The following is a 14,386-nucleotide window of genomic DNA, read 5'->3' on the forward strand; positions in this document are numbered from 1 at the left end:
AATGGCACCGACATCACGCCGGTGCCATTGCGCCGTAAAGCCCGCCCGCTGCTAGCGGCCGTGCTGCGCTTCGCGAATCAGCGTTTCCGCCGTTTCCTTGTCGCCCATTTCCATATACAGCTTGGCCAGTTCCATTTTTTCCTGGTCCACTTCCGAGGCCGCCACCGCAGGGGCCGCCTGAGCGACAGGCGCGCGCGCCTCGGCCATCGCGGGGGCGGGAGGACTCAGATCCATCTCGAGCTCCGCGCCCTCTTCCGGCGCACGGGCGGCCACGATGGGCTCCATCACGCCTACGCCCGGCCGATCGGTAGCCTGCGCAGCGGCGGCCTCGAACAAGGGATGCCCCGGCACCGCGGCCTTGCCCAGCTCGCAGATACGCTGCCACAGCGTACTGTCAGGACTCAACATGCCCTTGGCGGTCACCGCCTCCTGCAGAAACTCGTCCTTGTCAGGCTTGGCCGCCAGCACTTCCAGCAGTTTGAATCGCAAGTCCTGCCGCATCGGCTCCTTGTCCAGTCCGTCGCGCAGGATCACCACGGCCTGGTCGGCCCGGCCATACGCCAGATACACCTCGGCCTCGGCCATCACGTCCACGGTGCCAAGATCGATGCCGCCGTCTTCCTTCTTCAGCGAACTCATCAAACTGGCCAGCGGCCCCATCGCGGGCCGAGTGGGCACGCCTATGGTGCTGGGATCCTCCGGCGCTTCCGACGCCCTGCCCTGCCGCTTGCGCCGCAGCAGCAACAAAGCCACCAGCCCCAGCGCCGCCGCTGCGCCGCCCAGCTTGATCACGACATCCTTGTCAGTCAGCACCGCTATCGCATCATCCATCACGCCCTCGGCAGCCGGCTTGGGGGTCAAGGGCTGGGCGGGCTGGGACGGCGCGGGGGCCGGCTGAGGCTGATGCTGATTCGCCGCCGCTATCGCATTCGCCATGGATGCTACGGCTTTGGCTGGCGGAGCGGCTGCTTCCGGCGATTTATCGCCGGCCTTGGCCGCGGAGGCTGCAGTCGGCTTTGCCATGGCCTCCGCTGCGGCAGGTTGGGCTGTGGGCTTGGGCATGGCCGCGGCTGATTTTTCCTTCATGGGCGCAGACGCAGCAGGCTTCTGCTGTTGCAAGGCGCGGATTTTCTCTTCCAGCGCCCGCGTCCGCAACTCCGTTTCTTTCAACACCTTGTCCTGCTGCTGCAGCGTGTCACGCATCTTGCGCTCCGCCGCCAGCACCGCTGGCGACGAGGCCGCATGCGTCGGCGCGGGAGCGGGAGGCGCGGACATCGTCTTGGGTTCGGCCTTAGGCGGGGCTTTGGACTCGATCTTAGGCTGGGCCTTGGCTGGCGCAGGAGCGTTGCCTGCCGGTTTCGCGGCGGCGCCCGCTTGGTCCGCCTGCCGGCCCTCCGCCAGCAGCTTGGCCATCGACTCCTTCGGCTTGGCCTGCTCAACGGGAGCGGCGGCCTTGGCCGCGCTCGACGCCTCATGCAGCTTCCAGTGCGAGGGGTATCGCAGATCCGAGCCCGCCAGCAGCTTGTTGGCATCGCCATGAATGAAGGCGTCGGGATTGTCTTTCAGCAACTTGGCCGCCACATCCTGCCCGCGCTCATAGCCGCGCATGCGCGCCGCGATGCCGGACAAGGTATCGCCTTTGCTGACCTTGTAAACCTTGCTCGCCTCGGCAGGCTTTTCCTGTTCCGCCTTGCCCGCTTTTTCCGCCTTGGCCGCCATGGCAACCGGGGAGCCCTCCATGGACAGCACATAGGACTTTTGCGCCTTTACCGCGCCGGCGCTGACCTCCAAGCGGAAGGCCAGGTGCGGCACCGTGATAGGCAAGGCCGATGACAACAAAAGCATGCGGCGGCCATCTATGGACCTATCCAACTGGTGCGTAATGGAGGCGACTTGCTGCAGCAAGTCCTTGACCGGACCGCCTTGCGCGGTGTCCGCATAAATGGAAACCTGCAGCTGGTCGGCCTTGTCGAAAGCGCTGCCCAGCAGCGGCAGCTCGGCCATCAGCGGCTCGCCCAGCCGCGAACTGATGCGCAGATCGCCCAGGGCCGAACCATCCAGCCTGGAGCCCTGGTCAGGCGTGGCCGCATGGGACTTGCCGTCCTCCCCCGCAGGCGCCGGAGTCTTGCGCCGCGGACCATCCCGCTTGTAATCAACCTCGAACTCGCGCACGAGCCGGCCATCCGGCCAACCCACCTCGACCGCGAAGCGCAATAAGGATTCGGCGAAGGCAGCGGGGCCGCGGACCATCACTTTGCGCAGCTTCCCATCCGCGCCTCGCACCAGGCTGAATTGCAGCATGCCGGCGGAGCCGCTGTAAGGAGACAGCAGAGGATAGCTATTGCGATCGGCCAAGTTGACTTGGGCAAAATCGCGGATGTCCTCATTGACGACCGGAATTTCAGCGGAGAACGTTTCGCCGTCGGATGAGAGCACATGGATCGGCCCCAGGCCCGCCAGCGCAGCCGATACGCTCCCCATTCCCGCCAACAGCAAGGCCAGACTCGCCATGCGTAAATTTGCAGCCATTTGGATGTCCCAACCTTTGCCTGTATTGTTATCACCAGCCCGCCGGCCCACACTCGAGCGGCCTGGGCAGCCGCCGCCGCACTGAAGCCGCATGCTTGCCAATTAAACCTTATAGCCGTTTCAATTGGCAATCCCGCCCAGGCCCAGAATTACCAAGGTCATCAATTATCAAAATAGGCGCAAATATCGCCATCGCAAATGCCTGAACGCGTGATGGGCTGTTCGATGCCGCCTCATCCCCGATGGGGCAGGCGCAATGGCGGGCCAGGGGCCCAAAAGGGCGAGCATCCGGCATAAAAAAACCGCCGTCGCATGGCTGCGATGGCGGCCTTTCACGCCTGGCTGGCTCAAACGCTGATTTTATCCAGCAAGGCCTGGGCCTCGTCCTTGAGCGAGCCCTGCGCCTCGCTCAACAAGTCTTGCAGCACTTCGCGCGCGCCTTCGCGGTCGCCCATATCCAGATATACCTTGGCCAAATCGAGCTTGGTTGCCAGCGGGTCGTCCAGTACGGACATGCCCTCCGTCTGGGCGCTCCCTTGCGCGGATGACTCAGCCGGCTCATTCAGCATGTCCGCATACAAAGACTCCAAACCTTCCGGCGCGGCTTCCGCCGTTGTCGCGGCGGCTTCGGCAGACACCGCGTCCAGATTGAAATCAAAGTCGAGCAGATTGTTCTCCGCCGCGGCCGGCTTGGCCGCTTCCGGCGCGGTCTCCGACGGCAACATGGCCTCCAGGTCGAAGTCCAGCATGTTGGCCTCTTGCGCCGGTTTTGGCGCATCCAGCGGGGCGTCGAACAAGGCGGCCAGCGGGTCCGCCTCTTCCTGGGCTTCGGGCGCCATTGCGGCGGGCTCCGCGGCCGGGGCAGATTCGGCGGCGTCCGAGCCGAACAGCTCCTTGTCCAAGTCGATCAGCTCGCCCTCAGGCGCAAGCGCTTCGGCATCCGGCAGGGTTTCCTCATTGCTCTGGTAGAGCGGATTGTCCGGATCAATGGCCCGTCCCAGGGTGACCGTCTTGGCCCACATCACGCCACGGCCATCGAAAGCCGCCTGCATTTCCCGCGCCAAGCGCTCGAAGCTAGCCGTATCCGGGCGCGCCGCGTACACCTCCATCAGTTTCATCCTGACTTCATGCCGCGACGGGTCCTTCAGCAAGGCGTCCTTGAGAATTTCCTCCGCCTGCTGGTCGCGGCCATAGGCGATGTACACTTCGGCCTCCGCCACCGGGTCCACCTCTGCGGCGTCGATGGCGCCGGCGGCCTGGGTGAAATTGCTCATGAAGGAGTTGGAGCCCGCCACCGTATTCGGGCCATGGCCGGTGACCGTCGCGCGGCCCAAGGTCGCGCTGGCATTGGCGTCCAGCGCCGCGGCCGCCCGGCGTCTGAGGATCATCGCCCCCAGCAGGCCCAGCAAGCCAAGCGCAGCCACGCCGCCGCCGACCAAGGGCAGATTCTCCATGATGCGGTCAAGCAGCGAGGGGGCCGGCGGGGGCGGCGGCGGCGCGACATGCGCCGGCTTGGGCTTGGCTGCCGGATGCGGGGGCTCCACCGGTTTCATCATCGGCTTGGGCGCGCTGGCGGATGCCGTCATTGGCGCGGAGGCGGCCTTCATGGGCGGCACCAGGCCGGACGCCTGCAAAGCCTTCAGTTGCTGCTCCAGCGCCGCGATGCGCGCAGTAGCGTCCTGCAAGGCTTTTTCGCGGGCATTGATCTGCTGCTGCAAATCATTGAGCCGGGCGCTATCGGCGCCATCGCCCGGCACCAGCTTGAGCACGTCGCCGCCCTTGCCCGCAGCCGGCGCGCCGCCGGACGCTTGCTGCTGGGCGCTAGCCGGCTCCGCTCCCAGGATGCTGGTCACCTGCTCAGCCGTCATTGCCTTGATCTTGCGCGACGACGGCACTTTCAGCAGGGCACCGGCCTTGGGATGGCTGACATCGCCGGCATCGAAAGCATCGGGATTTTCCTGGGCCAATGCCGCCATGGTCTGCCGCAGGCTGGCGCCACGCGGCCTGACCTTCAACGCCAGCGAGCGCAGGCTGGCGCCCTGTCTCACGCGCAGTTCCGCCGGAACGGCAGGCGTTTTTTTCGCCGGCGCGGCGGCGTGATAGCGCGATGCCTGGTCATTGTCGGCGTAGCTGGGCACATCCTGCACGATACTCTGCCCGCCGGGATTGTAATTGGCAGGATCCAGCAGCACGGTGTACTCGCGCACCGAACGGCCAGAAGGCGCTCTGGCCTCGACCACGAAGCGCAGGTAAGGATCATTGATGGGACGAATGGAGCTGACGCGTATGGTGGCGCCCTTGGCGCTAGGGTTCAAAGCGAAGCGCAGCGATGACAATGCCGTAGCGTAATCGACATTCAAGGCCTGGAAGGTGCCGATATCGGCCAGGCCCACTCGGATGGCGTCCAGCTCATTGGCCGCGACGCCGGTCATTTCGATATCCGCCCGCAAAACCTCCCCCAGGTTGGAACGGACGTAAATTTTCCCCAATCCGGCCCAAGCGCAAGCAGAATACGCCAGGCTGATCAAAAGCATGCCAAGCTTGATTTTTCGCTGATTTCTCACTGTCTACCTTCCGGCATTGTCGCATTTGTGTGATTTTTTTGGCGCGAGCCCGCCTCCGGGATGGCGGGCAACTGCTGCAATCTTAGGCCCTGGCAGGGCGTTTAGCCAGATGTCACAAGCGCCGGGACCTGGCCCGGCGCGGCGTTTGTCACATCAACGCGCTCTGTCCGGCCAGAATTTCCGCGATGCGCACACAGTGAATGGCCGCGCCCGCCCGTACATTATCGGCCGAGACCCACAAGCTTAGCACGTTGCCATGACGGCGCAGGCGGCTGACCCAGACGCCCTCGTTGCCAGTGGCCTCCATCGGGCTCACGTAGCCGCCATGCTTGTCGCGGCTCACCAGCTGCAATCCTGCGGCCTTCAGGCGCTTTTGCACTTGCTCGAGGTCAAACTCCTTATGCAGTTCGACTTGAATCGCCCAGGAGTGGCCAAAGAACACCGGCACGCGCGCGCAGCTCACTTCCAGCTGCTCCGGCTTCAGCCCCAGCAGGCGAGCGGTTTCGTCGCGCACCGAGCGCTCCTCTTCCGAATCGCCATTCTCGTCCACCTCTCCGATCTGCGGCAGCACATTAAAGGCGATGCGCTTGGCATAGACATTGACCTCGGCGTCGCGGTGCGAAAACAGCGCGGTGGTTTGGTCTGCCATTTCTTCCATCGCCTTCTGGCCGCTGCCGGATACGGCCTGATAGGTGGCGACGGTGACGCGCGCGATATCCAAGGGCAGCAGCGGCGCCAGCGCCAGCGCCAGCGGCGTCACCGTGCAATTGGGCACCGCCACCAGCGGCGCGCGGCCCAGGTCTGCCAGCTCGGCGGCATTGATGGCAGGCGCCACCAGCGGCACGCCGGCTTCCTGGCGGAAGGCGGAGCTGAAATCGACCACCGCCGCGCCGGCATCGCGCGCCTGCGGCACGTATTGGCGGGATAGTTCGCTGCCGGCGGCGAAGATGGCCAGGCCGACATTTTCGAAACTGAACTCATCCACCGGGCGCACATCCAGCTCCAGATTGCCCAGCGACACGGTGCTGCCGTCCTGCTCGGCGCTGTCCACCGCGAACACGCGGGCGGCCGGAAAATTGCGCTCGGCCAGCAAGTCCAACACGGCCTGGCCCACCAGACTGGTGGCGCCCACCACGGCGATTTGCAGAGAAGTCGACATATTCGTATTCCTATTGTTACGGCACGCCCGCAGCATACGCGCAAGGCGCCATCCAATGCAAAAAGGGCACCGAAGTGCCCTTGAATTCTATTACGGCCGGCACGCCGGCCGCAGGCTGGCGCCCATTCTACCCGTCAGCGCGCGATCAGGATACGCAGCATGCGGCGCAACGGCTCGGCGGCGCCCCACAGCAGCTGGTCGCCGATCACGAAGGCAGACAGGTAGTCGCCGCCCATGTTCAGCTTGCGCACGCGGCCGACGCCCACTTCCAGCCCGCCGGTAATGGCGGCGGGAGTCAGCTCCTTGACCGAAATCTCGCGCTCGTTCGGCACCCATTTCACCCAGTCGTTGCCGGACTGAATGATGGCTTCGATCTCGGACAGCGGCAGGTCCTTCTTCAGTTTCACGGTCAGCGCCAGGCTGTGGCAGCGCATGGCGCCGATGCGCACGCACAGACCATCCACCGGGATCACGCTGGCAGTGCCGAGAATCTTGTTGACCTCGGCCTGGCCCTTCCACTCTTCCTTGGACTGGCCATTGTCCAGCTGCTTGTCGATCCAGGGGATCAGGCCGCCGGCCAGCGGCGCGCCGAAAAACTCGGTCGGCACATCCTCGCGGATGGCCTGCGCCACCTTGCGGTCGATGTCCAGAATGGCGGATGACGGCGTGGCCAGCTCATCGGCCACCGTGGCATGAATGGCGCCCATGCCCTTGAGCAGCTCGCGCATATGGTTGGCGCCGCCGCCGGAGGCGGCCTGGTAGGTCATGGACGACACCCAGTCCACCAGCCCCTCGCGGAACAGGCCATTCATGCCCATCAGCATGATGGAGTTGGTGCAGTTGCCGCCGATGAAGTCCTTGACGCCGCTGGCCAGGCCGCGGTCGATCAGATCGCGGTTGACCGGGTCCAACACGATGATGGCATCGTCCTGCATGCGCAGCGTGGAGGCGGCGTCTATCCAGTAGCCCTTCCAGCCCGCGGCGCGCAGCTTGCCGTACACCTCGGTGGTGTAATCGCCGCCCTGGCAGGTGACGATCACATCCATCGCCTGCAGTTCGTCGATATTGCCGGCGTCTTTCAGCGGCGGCACATCACGGCCGATATCCGGCGCCTTGCCGCCGACATTGGAAGTGGTGAAGAACACCGGTTCGTCGATGACGGCGAAGTCGTTTTCTTCGCGCATGCGCTGCATCAGCACGGAACCCACCATGCCGCGCCAACCTACAAAGCCTACTCTCACTATCAATCTCCCGAGTCTGTCCTAAGTCCGAATCGCGTATCGCGCCCCGTCTTGCGCGCGGCGGCGATGAAATTTTTGTTACTCCATTGTGCAGCGCGATACCGTGTCAGGCAATGGGGTGAATCGTTTTTATTGTGAAGGCAAGCGGAACAAACGGTTAAGCCAGCGCAGACACGGATCGCGATGCCGTCAACAGCCATGAACGCGCTTGATGGCAGCGGTCCGGCCTTGCCGGCTTGCGCGTGCCGCACGGGGGAAAAGCACGATGTGTCTTGGCGGCTGCGATTAAAAAAACGCATCGCCCACGGCAAAACCCGTCTCAAATGCAAAACCGGCGGCTCCACTGGCGTGGCGCGCGCCGGCCGTTTAGGAAACACCGGGGCTTACAGCGCCGCCACCACCGCGTCGCCCATGCCGGAGCAGCTGACCTTTTCGCAGCCGGCTTCGTAAATATCGCCGGTACGGTAACCCTGGGCCAGCACCTTCTTCACCGCACCCTCCACACGCTGAGCGGCGGCTTCCTGGCCGAAGCTGTAGCGCAGCATCATGGCGGCGGACAGGATGGTGGCCAGCGGGTTGGCCAGGTTCTGGCCGGCGATGTCCGGCGCCGAGCCGTGGCTAGGCTCGTACAACCCCTTGTTGTTCTGGTCCAAAGACGCCGATGGCAGCATGCCGATGGAGCCGGTCAGCATGGAGGCCTCATCGGACAGAATGTCGCCAAAGATATTGCCGGTGACCATCACGTCGAACTGCTTGGGGTTGCGCACCAGCTGCATCGCCGCGTTGTCGACATACATGTGCGACAACTCCACCTGCGGATATTCTCGCGCCACGTCTATCATGATTTCCTTCCAGAACTCAGTGGTTTCCAGCACATTGGCCTTGTCCACCGAGCACAGCTTCTTTCCCCGCTTCATGGCGATGCCGAAGGCGACATGGGCGATGCGGCGCACTTCGCTCTCGCTGTAGCGCATGGTGTTGTAGGCTTCGCGCTCGCCCAGCTCATTGACGGCGATGCCGCGCGGCTGGCCAAAGTAAATGTCGCCGGTCAGTTCGCGCACGATCATGATGTCCAGCCCGGACACCACCTCCGGCTTCAAGGTGGAGGCGTTGGCCAGTTCCGGATACAGAATGGCCGGCCGCAAATTGGCGAACAGACCCAGGTCCTTGCGGATGGCCAACAGGCCACGCTCCGGCCGCAGCGGGCGATCCAGCTTGTCGTATTGAGGGCCGCCCACCGCGCCCAGCAGCACCGCGTCGGCCTCGCGGCACAGTTTCTGCGTGGCTTCCGGGTACGGCGCGCCGTATTGATCGTAAGCGGCGCCCCCCAAGGGGGCGTGCTCGGTCTCAACTTTCAGGCCGTCTTGGCGCAATACGTCCAGCACGCGCTCGGCCTGGGCGATGATTTCCGGGCCGATGCCGTCACCGGGCAGAATGGCGATCTTCATGGTTTCTTCCTTATTTCCGTTTATCTTCTTCGCGCCGGGTCAACCACTCCACCAGCGCCTTTTCGCAGCACTTGAACACGATGTAGGCGGCCATTGCGGCATAGCCGGACAGCAATAGCTCGCCCAGCTGGCGCAGCGCGCCATCCATCGCCGCCTGCCATCCCACCTCCAACCACAGTTTCAGGTTGAGTTGCAGCAGCAGGGCCAGGTTGACGGTGCCCGCGCCGAACAGCAAAAAGCTCAGTCCCAGCAGCAAGAAGGCCGCCAAGGGGTGGCGATGCAGCCAAGCCATCCGGCCGCGTCCGCCGCATCGCTTGCTCAACGCGCCCATGAAGGCTGGTCGTCCGGCAGATCAGGCGAACAGCCAGGGCTGTTCGGCGCGGCGCTTGGCTTCGAAAGCCTTGATCTCGTCCGCGTGCCGCAAGGTCAGGCCGATTTCATCCAGGCCGCCCAGCAGGCAATGCTTGCGGTGCTCGGTGATGTCGAACCCAAAGGTCTGGCCGGACGGGGTGGACACGGTCTGCGCCGCCAGGTCCACTTTCAGGCGGTAGCCCGGCGCGGCCTCGCACTCGCGGAACAGCTGGTCGACAATGTCCGCCGCCAGCACGATGGGCAGCAGGCCGTTCTTGTAGCAGTTATTGAAGAAGATGTCGGCGAAGCTGGGCGCGATCACCACGCGGAAGCCCTGATCGTCCAGCGCCCACGGCGCGTGCTCGCGGCTGGAGCCGCAGCCGAAGTTCTCGCGCGCCAGCAGGATTTGCGCGCCTTGATAGCGCGGCTGGTTCAGCACGAAGTCCGGGTTCAGCGGACGCTGGCTATTGTCCATGCCCGGCTCGCCGTGATCCAGATAACGCCATTCGTCGAACAGATTGGGTCCGAAGCCGGACCGCTTGATCGATTTCAGAAACTGCTTCGGGATAATGGCGTCGGTGTCGACATTGGCCCGATCCAGCGGACAGACCAAGCCCTGCAAAGTGGTGAATGCTTTCATGCTGCGCTCCCTGTTCAGGATGGCGCGGGGTTACTCGGCGGTGCGTTTGATCGCTTCTCCGCCCTTCTCCACCGCGTTGCCGATCGCCTGTCCAGCCTTCTGCAAACCGTGGCCCACCGCCTGCCCGCCTTCCTTGGCGTCGGCCTTGATGCCTTGCACGGTGTTGCAGCCGCCCAGCAGCAGGGCCAGGCTCAGACAAACCATCTCTTTTTTCATGTGATGCGCTCCGTTCGGGTGGCAGCCGGGCCGCCGGTCTGACAAAAGGGACATTCTAAGCAATCCCTGCGTTTTCGTCAGACCCGCCGCGCCCGGATCCGCCCCCCAGCGGCACTCAGTTGGCGGCCAAGCCGCGCACGTCGACGAAATGCCCAGCCACCGCCGCCGCCGCCGCCATTGCCGGGCTCACCAAATGGGTGCGCCCGCCCTGGCCCTGGCGGCCTTCGAAGTTGCGGTTGGAGGTGGAGGCGCAGCGCTCTCCCGGCAGCAGCCGGTCGGCGTTCATCGCCAGGCACATCGAGCAGCCCGGCTCGCGCCATTCGAAACCGGCGGCGACGAAAATCTTGTCTAGTCCCTCGGCCTCGGCCTGCGCCTTGACCAGGCCGGAACCCGGCACCACCAACACCTGCTTCACGCTGGCGGCCTTCTGGCGGCCCTTGGCCACCGCCGCCGCTTCGCGCAGGTCTTCGATGCGGCTATTGGTACAGGAGCCGATGAACACCACGTCCACCGGAATCTGCTCTATCGGCGTATCGGCCTCCAAGCCCATATAGGCCAGCGCGCGCTCGATGCCGGCTTTCTTCACCGGATCGTTCTCATTGGCCGGATTCGGCACCTTGCCGCCCACGTCCACTACCATTTCCGGCGAAGTGCCCCAGGTGACCTGCGGCTGGATATCCGCGGCCTGCAAGATGATCGTTTCGTCGAAATGCGCGCCGTCGTCGGAATGCAGGGTGCGCCAATACGCCACGGCCGCGTCCCACTGCTCGGCCTTGGGCGCGTACGGCCGGCCCTTGACGTAGGCTATGGTTTTGTCGTCCACCGCCACCAGGCCGGAACGCGCGCCGCCTTCTATCGCCATATTGCACAGCGTCATACGGCCTTCCATGCTCAGGCTGCGGATCGCCTCGCCGCCAAACTCTATCGCGTAGCCGGTGCCGCCGGCGGTGCCGATCTTGCCGATGATGGCCAGCGCCACGTCCTTGGCCGTAACGCCCGCGCCCAGCTGTCCATCCACCCGCACCAGCATGTTCTTGGACTTCTTGGCCACCAGGCATTGCGTGGCCATCACGTGTTCGACTTCGGAGGTGCCGATGCCATGCGCCAGCGCGCCGAACGCGCCGTGGGTGGAGGTGTGGCTGTCGCCGCACACCACGGTCATGCCCGGCAAGGTGGCGCCCTGCTCCGGCCCCATCACGTGGACGATGCCCTGGCCCTTGTCCTTGAACGGGAAGTAGGCCAGCGCGCCGAAGGCCTTGATGTTGGCGTCCAGCGTTTCCACCTGCTGGCGCGAGATCGGGTCCTGAATGCCTTGATCCCAATGGTCGGTGGGCGTGTTGTGGTCCGCGGTGGAGACGACGGAATCCACCCTCCACAGCTTGCGGCCGGCCAGCTTCAAGCCCTCGAAGGCCTGGGGGCTGGTCACTTCATGCACCAGATGGCGGTCGATATACAACAGCGCGGTGCCGTCTGCCTCTTGGCGCACCACATGGCTGTTCCACAGTTTGTCGTACAAGGTTTGCGCGGTCATATTGCGTGTCCTCGGGTCGTCGTTGCACACATCTTTGACCAGCTTTAATCCTGTTACAAGATAAGACGTTATACTGGTATAAAAACCAATAGGATAAGAGTATGGAATCGACCGCCGCCAGCCCGCTTGGCGCTTTTCTGCGCGCCCACCGCGAACGGCTGACGCCGCAGCAAGCCGGCCTGCCCGCAGGCGCGCGGCGCCGCGCCAAGGGCTTGCGCCGCGAAGAAGTGGCGCAACTGGCCGGCATCAGTCCCACCTGGCTCACTTGGCTGGAGCAAGGGCGCACCGAATCGGTGTCGGCGCACACCCTGGCCCGCCTTGCCGCCGCGCTGCAGCTGTCCGGCGCGGAAACCGATTATCTGTTTGATCTGGCCGGCCTGAAGAACCCCAAAGACAAGCGCGCCGAGGACAATCCTCAAGCGCGCGAGATTCTGGCGGAAATGCTGCCGCACATCGCCATTCCAGCCTATGTGCTGGACCGCCATTGGCGGGCGGCGGCCTGGAACGACGCCGCGGCGGAATTGTTCTGCGATTGGCTGGGCAAGCCGGACGCCAGCCGCAGCCAGCTCGACTTCATTTTCCTGATGCCGGCCGCGCGCAGCTTCATCGACAACTGGCCGGAGCGCGCGCGGCGCATCGTCGCTGAATTGCGCGCCGACCTGGGCCAGCAGCTGGATGATGCCGAAACGGCGGACATGCTGCAGCGGCTGCGCCTCAACAGCGCGGAATTCGACCAATTGTGGCGACAGCAGGATGTGCTGGAGCGAGAAGGCGGCGAGCGCGCCTTCCATCACCCGGCCCTCGGCCAGATCAACAAACGGCAGATCACGCTGCGACCGGCCAATGCGCCCGAGTTCAAGCTAGTCCTGCTGTTATGAAAATGACTGCCTCTGGCGCGTGCCGGCCCAGTCACAGCATGATGCCCGGAGATGAGCCATCCAAATCATCCTGAAGCCCGCCACCAGGCGCTGCGCCCGCCCACGGCCGGAAACGGTCAATAGGCGGGCCCTAGCGCCAGGAGCGGTTGATGGCTGCAGAGCGATCCCGCCCATATGCGTCTTGCGACGAATCGAAGCGTTTCGCGCGCGGAATATTCATTCTCTGCCCGCGCGGAACAACGGAGAGCCGGACACATGGCCGACGATGGCGTCATGCATAGCGCAAGAGATGCCCGCCCCATGACCGGCAAGCGACGGACAAATCCATGCAGAAGAAACAAGGCAGCCAGCTCGCATGATGAAAATAATGCATGCAACAGCTAATTTCATACACACATAATATCGCTTGCAACTTTATTTCTTGTGTACAAAATTGAAGAGGCAAAGGCTTGCAGCAACAAGCTCTCCATCGCCCTTGCCGCCACCACACAAGGAACACGCCATGCCTACCGACAGCCGTTCACGCATTCACATTGAGCAACCAGGCAAACCCCGGCTGTACCAGCTGAGCGATCTGCCGGGATATCAAATGGTAGGCGTGATCCACCAGGGCAACCGCACGGGCGCGTTGGTCAGGCATACCGCCAGCGGGGTTTACGGCATGGCTTATCGCAACGAAGTCCGTCCCTTGGACCAGCGCCGCGTCAAAGCAGCGTTGGGCATACCCAACGGCGCAGGCGCGCCGCCCAAACTGCAGGGCGGTTCACGCAAGAACGTCTATCTGGACACGGCAAGCATCGAGATTGCCCGCAAACTGGGCCACGGCAATCTCAGCGAGGGCATACGCAAGGCACTCAAATTGGCCGCATGACCCCATGCGGCAGGAGGCAGCGCCAAACCTTCCGAAGCCACAAAGGGCAGCACCCAAGCCAGAGCTTGCTCAAAAAACCGCGAAGAGACAGACACGGCTTTGTTGCATAAATAGGCTTCGGCATGCAAAGCCCCTTTCCCCAGACGGATTTATGGCATGCGCACCGTCATCGGCGTCCCGAGCCGCGTGAAGCGGTTCAAGATCGCCGCTCGCACTTGGAGCTCTGCAACTTGACGGTCGAAGTCCCTTGCGACGTCAACAACTATCAACACAATTTACTTGATTGTCAGGAGCCCTACACGCCGATAGACTACCTTTAACAAGAGACGCGGCGGGCTAGGCACGCTGAAGCTCTTGCCTCTAGGTACGGTGTAGAGGCCGAAAACTAAAGCTCCGTGCGTATGTGGGTTAGAGTGTGGGTTAGCAGATTTACCACACTCCAGCCTCTAAACGACAAGAGAACTACAAATGAATGCAAGCCCTTGTTTTAACTTCACTTTACCATCCACATCGGGCACCGACTTCACGCTCTCCGCCAGCCGCAAGCCGCTGGTGATCTACTTTTACCCCAAGGACAACACCCCCGGCTGCACCAATGAAAGCATGGCCTTCCGCGACCTGCACGCGGAGTTCGCCGTGCTGGGCGCCGAGATCGTCGGCATTTCCCGCGACAGCCTGAAATCCCACCACAACTTCAAGGCCAAGCTGGAGCTGCCGTTCGAGCTGCTGTCCGACAGCGAAGAAACCGCCTGCAATCTGTTCGGCGTCATCAAGATGAAGAATATGTACGGCAAACAGGTGCGCGGCATCGAACGCAGCACCTTCGTCATCGGCAAGAGCGGCGAAATCGCCAGAGAATGGCGCGGCGTCAAAGTGCCGGGCCACGCGGAGGAGGTATTGGCGTACGTGAAAACGCTGTAAACGGTTGTACCCGCCCGGCCAGCCGGCCGGGCAACGA

Annotated in this window: 12 protein-coding genes and 1 pseudogene; 3 read left to right on the forward strand and 10 right to left on the reverse strand. The window is 63.6% G+C overall.

The features are described from left to right. Nucleotides 1-51: 51 nt before the first annotated feature. The 9 genes from FYK34_RS08240 to leuC form a co-directional block, all read right to left on the reverse strand. Complete coding sequence (locus FYK34_RS08240; RefSeq protein ID WP_149295923.1) at nucleotides 52-2,529, reverse strand: type IV pilus assembly protein FimV; 2,478 nt, start codon at nucleotides 2,527-2,529, stop codon at nucleotides 52-54. Between the two features lie 347 nt (nucleotides 2,530-2,876). After that, nucleotides 2,877-5,063 (reverse strand): FimV/HubP family polar landmark protein, encoded by a 2,187-nt coding sequence (locus FYK34_RS08245; protein ID WP_456236748.1) that lies wholly within the window; start codon nucleotides 5,061-5,063, stop codon nucleotides 2,877-2,879. Between the two features lie 178 nt (nucleotides 5,064-5,241). Further along, on the reverse strand, nucleotides 5,242-6,252 hold the full coding sequence (locus tag FYK34_RS08250; protein WP_149295924.1) for an aspartate-semialdehyde dehydrogenase: 1,011 nt from the start codon (nucleotides 6,250-6,252) through the stop codon (nucleotides 5,242-5,244). A 134-nt stretch (nucleotides 6,253-6,386) separates the two neighbouring features. Next, entirely contained in the window at nucleotides 6,387-7,493 is a 1,107-nt protein-coding gene (gene asd, locus FYK34_RS08255; protein WP_196782655.1) for an aspartate-semialdehyde dehydrogenase, read from the reverse strand. Between the two features lie 383 nt (nucleotides 7,494-7,876). Next, the gene (leuB, locus tag FYK34_RS08260; protein ID WP_149295926.1) at nucleotides 7,877-8,941 is read right to left on the reverse strand and encodes a 3-isopropylmalate dehydrogenase; all 1,065 of its coding nucleotides are present in this window, start codon (nucleotides 8,939-8,941) and stop codon (nucleotides 7,877-7,879) included. Nucleotides 8,942-8,951: 10 nt separating this feature from the next. Continuing rightward, nucleotides 8,952-9,233 (reverse strand): hypothetical protein, encoded by a 282-nt coding sequence (locus tag FYK34_RS08265; protein WP_149295927.1) that lies wholly within the window; start codon nucleotides 9,231-9,233, stop codon nucleotides 8,952-8,954. Between the two features lie 60 nt (nucleotides 9,234-9,293). Continuing rightward, complete coding sequence (gene leuD, locus FYK34_RS08270) at nucleotides 9,294-9,932, reverse strand: 3-isopropylmalate dehydratase small subunit (RefSeq protein ID WP_149295928.1); 639 nt, start codon at nucleotides 9,930-9,932, stop codon at nucleotides 9,294-9,296. A 30-nt stretch (nucleotides 9,933-9,962) separates the two neighbouring features. Continuing rightward, nucleotides 9,963-10,148: an entericidin EcnAB gene (locus tag FYK34_RS08275; RefSeq protein WP_149295929.1), complete on the reverse strand. Its 186-nt coding sequence runs from the start codon at nucleotides 10,146-10,148 to the stop codon at nucleotides 9,963-9,965. A 115-nt stretch (nucleotides 10,149-10,263) separates the two neighbouring features. Further along, nucleotides 10,264-11,679: a 3-isopropylmalate dehydratase large subunit gene (leuC, locus tag FYK34_RS08280; RefSeq protein ID WP_149295930.1), complete on the reverse strand. Its 1,416-nt coding sequence runs from the start codon at nucleotides 11,677-11,679 to the stop codon at nucleotides 10,264-10,266. Nucleotides 11,680-11,780: 101 nt separating this feature from the next. On the opposite strand from leuC, the gene FYK34_RS08285 reads away from it, so the two are divergent. Both FYK34_RS08285 and FYK34_RS08290 read left to right on the forward strand, forming a co-directional pair. Continuing rightward, nucleotides 11,781-12,557, forward strand: a complete 777-nt coding sequence (locus tag FYK34_RS08285; RefSeq protein ID WP_149295931.1) for a helix-turn-helix transcriptional regulator — start codon at nucleotides 11,781-11,783, stop codon at nucleotides 12,555-12,557. Nucleotides 12,558-13,059: 502 nt separating this feature from the next. After that, nucleotides 13,060-13,428, forward strand: a complete 369-nt coding sequence (locus FYK34_RS08290) for a hypothetical protein (protein ID WP_149295932.1) — start codon at nucleotides 13,060-13,062, stop codon at nucleotides 13,426-13,428. A gap of 149 nt (nucleotides 13,429-13,577) precedes the next feature. Here FYK34_RS08290 and FYK34_RS08295 read toward each other — a convergent pair. Next, a pseudogene (locus tag FYK34_RS08295) lies at nucleotides 13,578-13,682 on the reverse strand (IS5/IS1182 family transposase); the annotation flags it as partial. Between the two features lie 214 nt (nucleotides 13,683-13,896). Between FYK34_RS08295 and FYK34_RS08300 the strand changes: the two are divergent. Next, the gene (locus FYK34_RS08300; protein WP_149295933.1) at nucleotides 13,897-14,349 is read left to right on the forward strand and encodes a peroxiredoxin; all 453 of its coding nucleotides are present in this window, start codon (nucleotides 13,897-13,899) and stop codon (nucleotides 14,347-14,349) included. Nucleotides 14,350-14,386: the final 37 nt, after the last annotated feature.

Source organism: Chromobacterium paludis (assembly GCF_008275125.1).
In the GTDB taxonomy this organism is placed as follows: domain Bacteria; phylum Pseudomonadota; class Gammaproteobacteria; order Burkholderiales; family Chromobacteriaceae; genus Chromobacterium; species Chromobacterium paludis.

What these genes read in the sequence shown, in the direction of transcription:
- FYK34_RS08240 (WP_149295923.1), bottom strand. Translation starts at nt 2,529, where the DNA reads ATGGCTGCAAATTTACGCATGGCGAGTCTGGCCTTGCTGTTGGCGGGA.
- FYK34_RS08245 (WP_456236748.1), bottom strand. Translation starts at nt 5,063, where the DNA reads ATGCTTTTGATCAGCCTGGCGTATTCTGCTTGCGCTTGGGCCGGATTG.
- FYK34_RS08250 (WP_149295924.1), bottom strand. Translation starts at nt 6,252, where the DNA reads ATGTCGACTTCTCTGCAAATCGCCGTGGTGGGCGCCACCAGTCTGGTG.
- leuB (WP_149295926.1), bottom strand. Translation starts at nt 8,941, where the DNA reads ATGAAGATCGCCATTCTGCCCGGTGACGGCATCGGCCCGGAAATCATC.
- FYK34_RS08265 (WP_149295927.1), bottom strand. Translation starts at nt 9,233, where the DNA reads ATGGCTTGGCTGCATCGCCACCCCTTGGCGGCCTTCTTGCTGCTGGGA.
- leuD (WP_149295928.1), bottom strand. Translation starts at nt 9,932, where the DNA reads ATGAAAGCATTCACCACTTTGCAGGGCTTGGTCTGTCCGCTGGATCGG.
- FYK34_RS08275 (WP_149295929.1), bottom strand. Translation starts at nt 10,148, where the DNA reads ATGAAAAAAGAGATGGTTTGTCTGAGCCTGGCCCTGCTGCTGGGCGGC.
- leuC (WP_149295930.1), bottom strand. Translation starts at nt 11,679, where the DNA reads ATGACCGCGCAAACCTTGTACGACAAACTGTGGAACAGCCATGTGGTG.
- FYK34_RS08285 (WP_149295931.1), top strand. Translation starts at nt 11,781, where the DNA reads ATGGAATCGACCGCCGCCAGCCCGCTTGGCGCTTTTCTGCGCGCCCAC.
- FYK34_RS08290 (WP_149295932.1), top strand. Translation starts at nt 13,060, where the DNA reads ATGCCTACCGACAGCCGTTCACGCATTCACATTGAGCAACCAGGCAAA.
- FYK34_RS08300 (WP_149295933.1), top strand. Translation starts at nt 13,897, where the DNA reads ATGAATGCAAGCCCTTGTTTTAACTTCACTTTACCATCCACATCGGGC.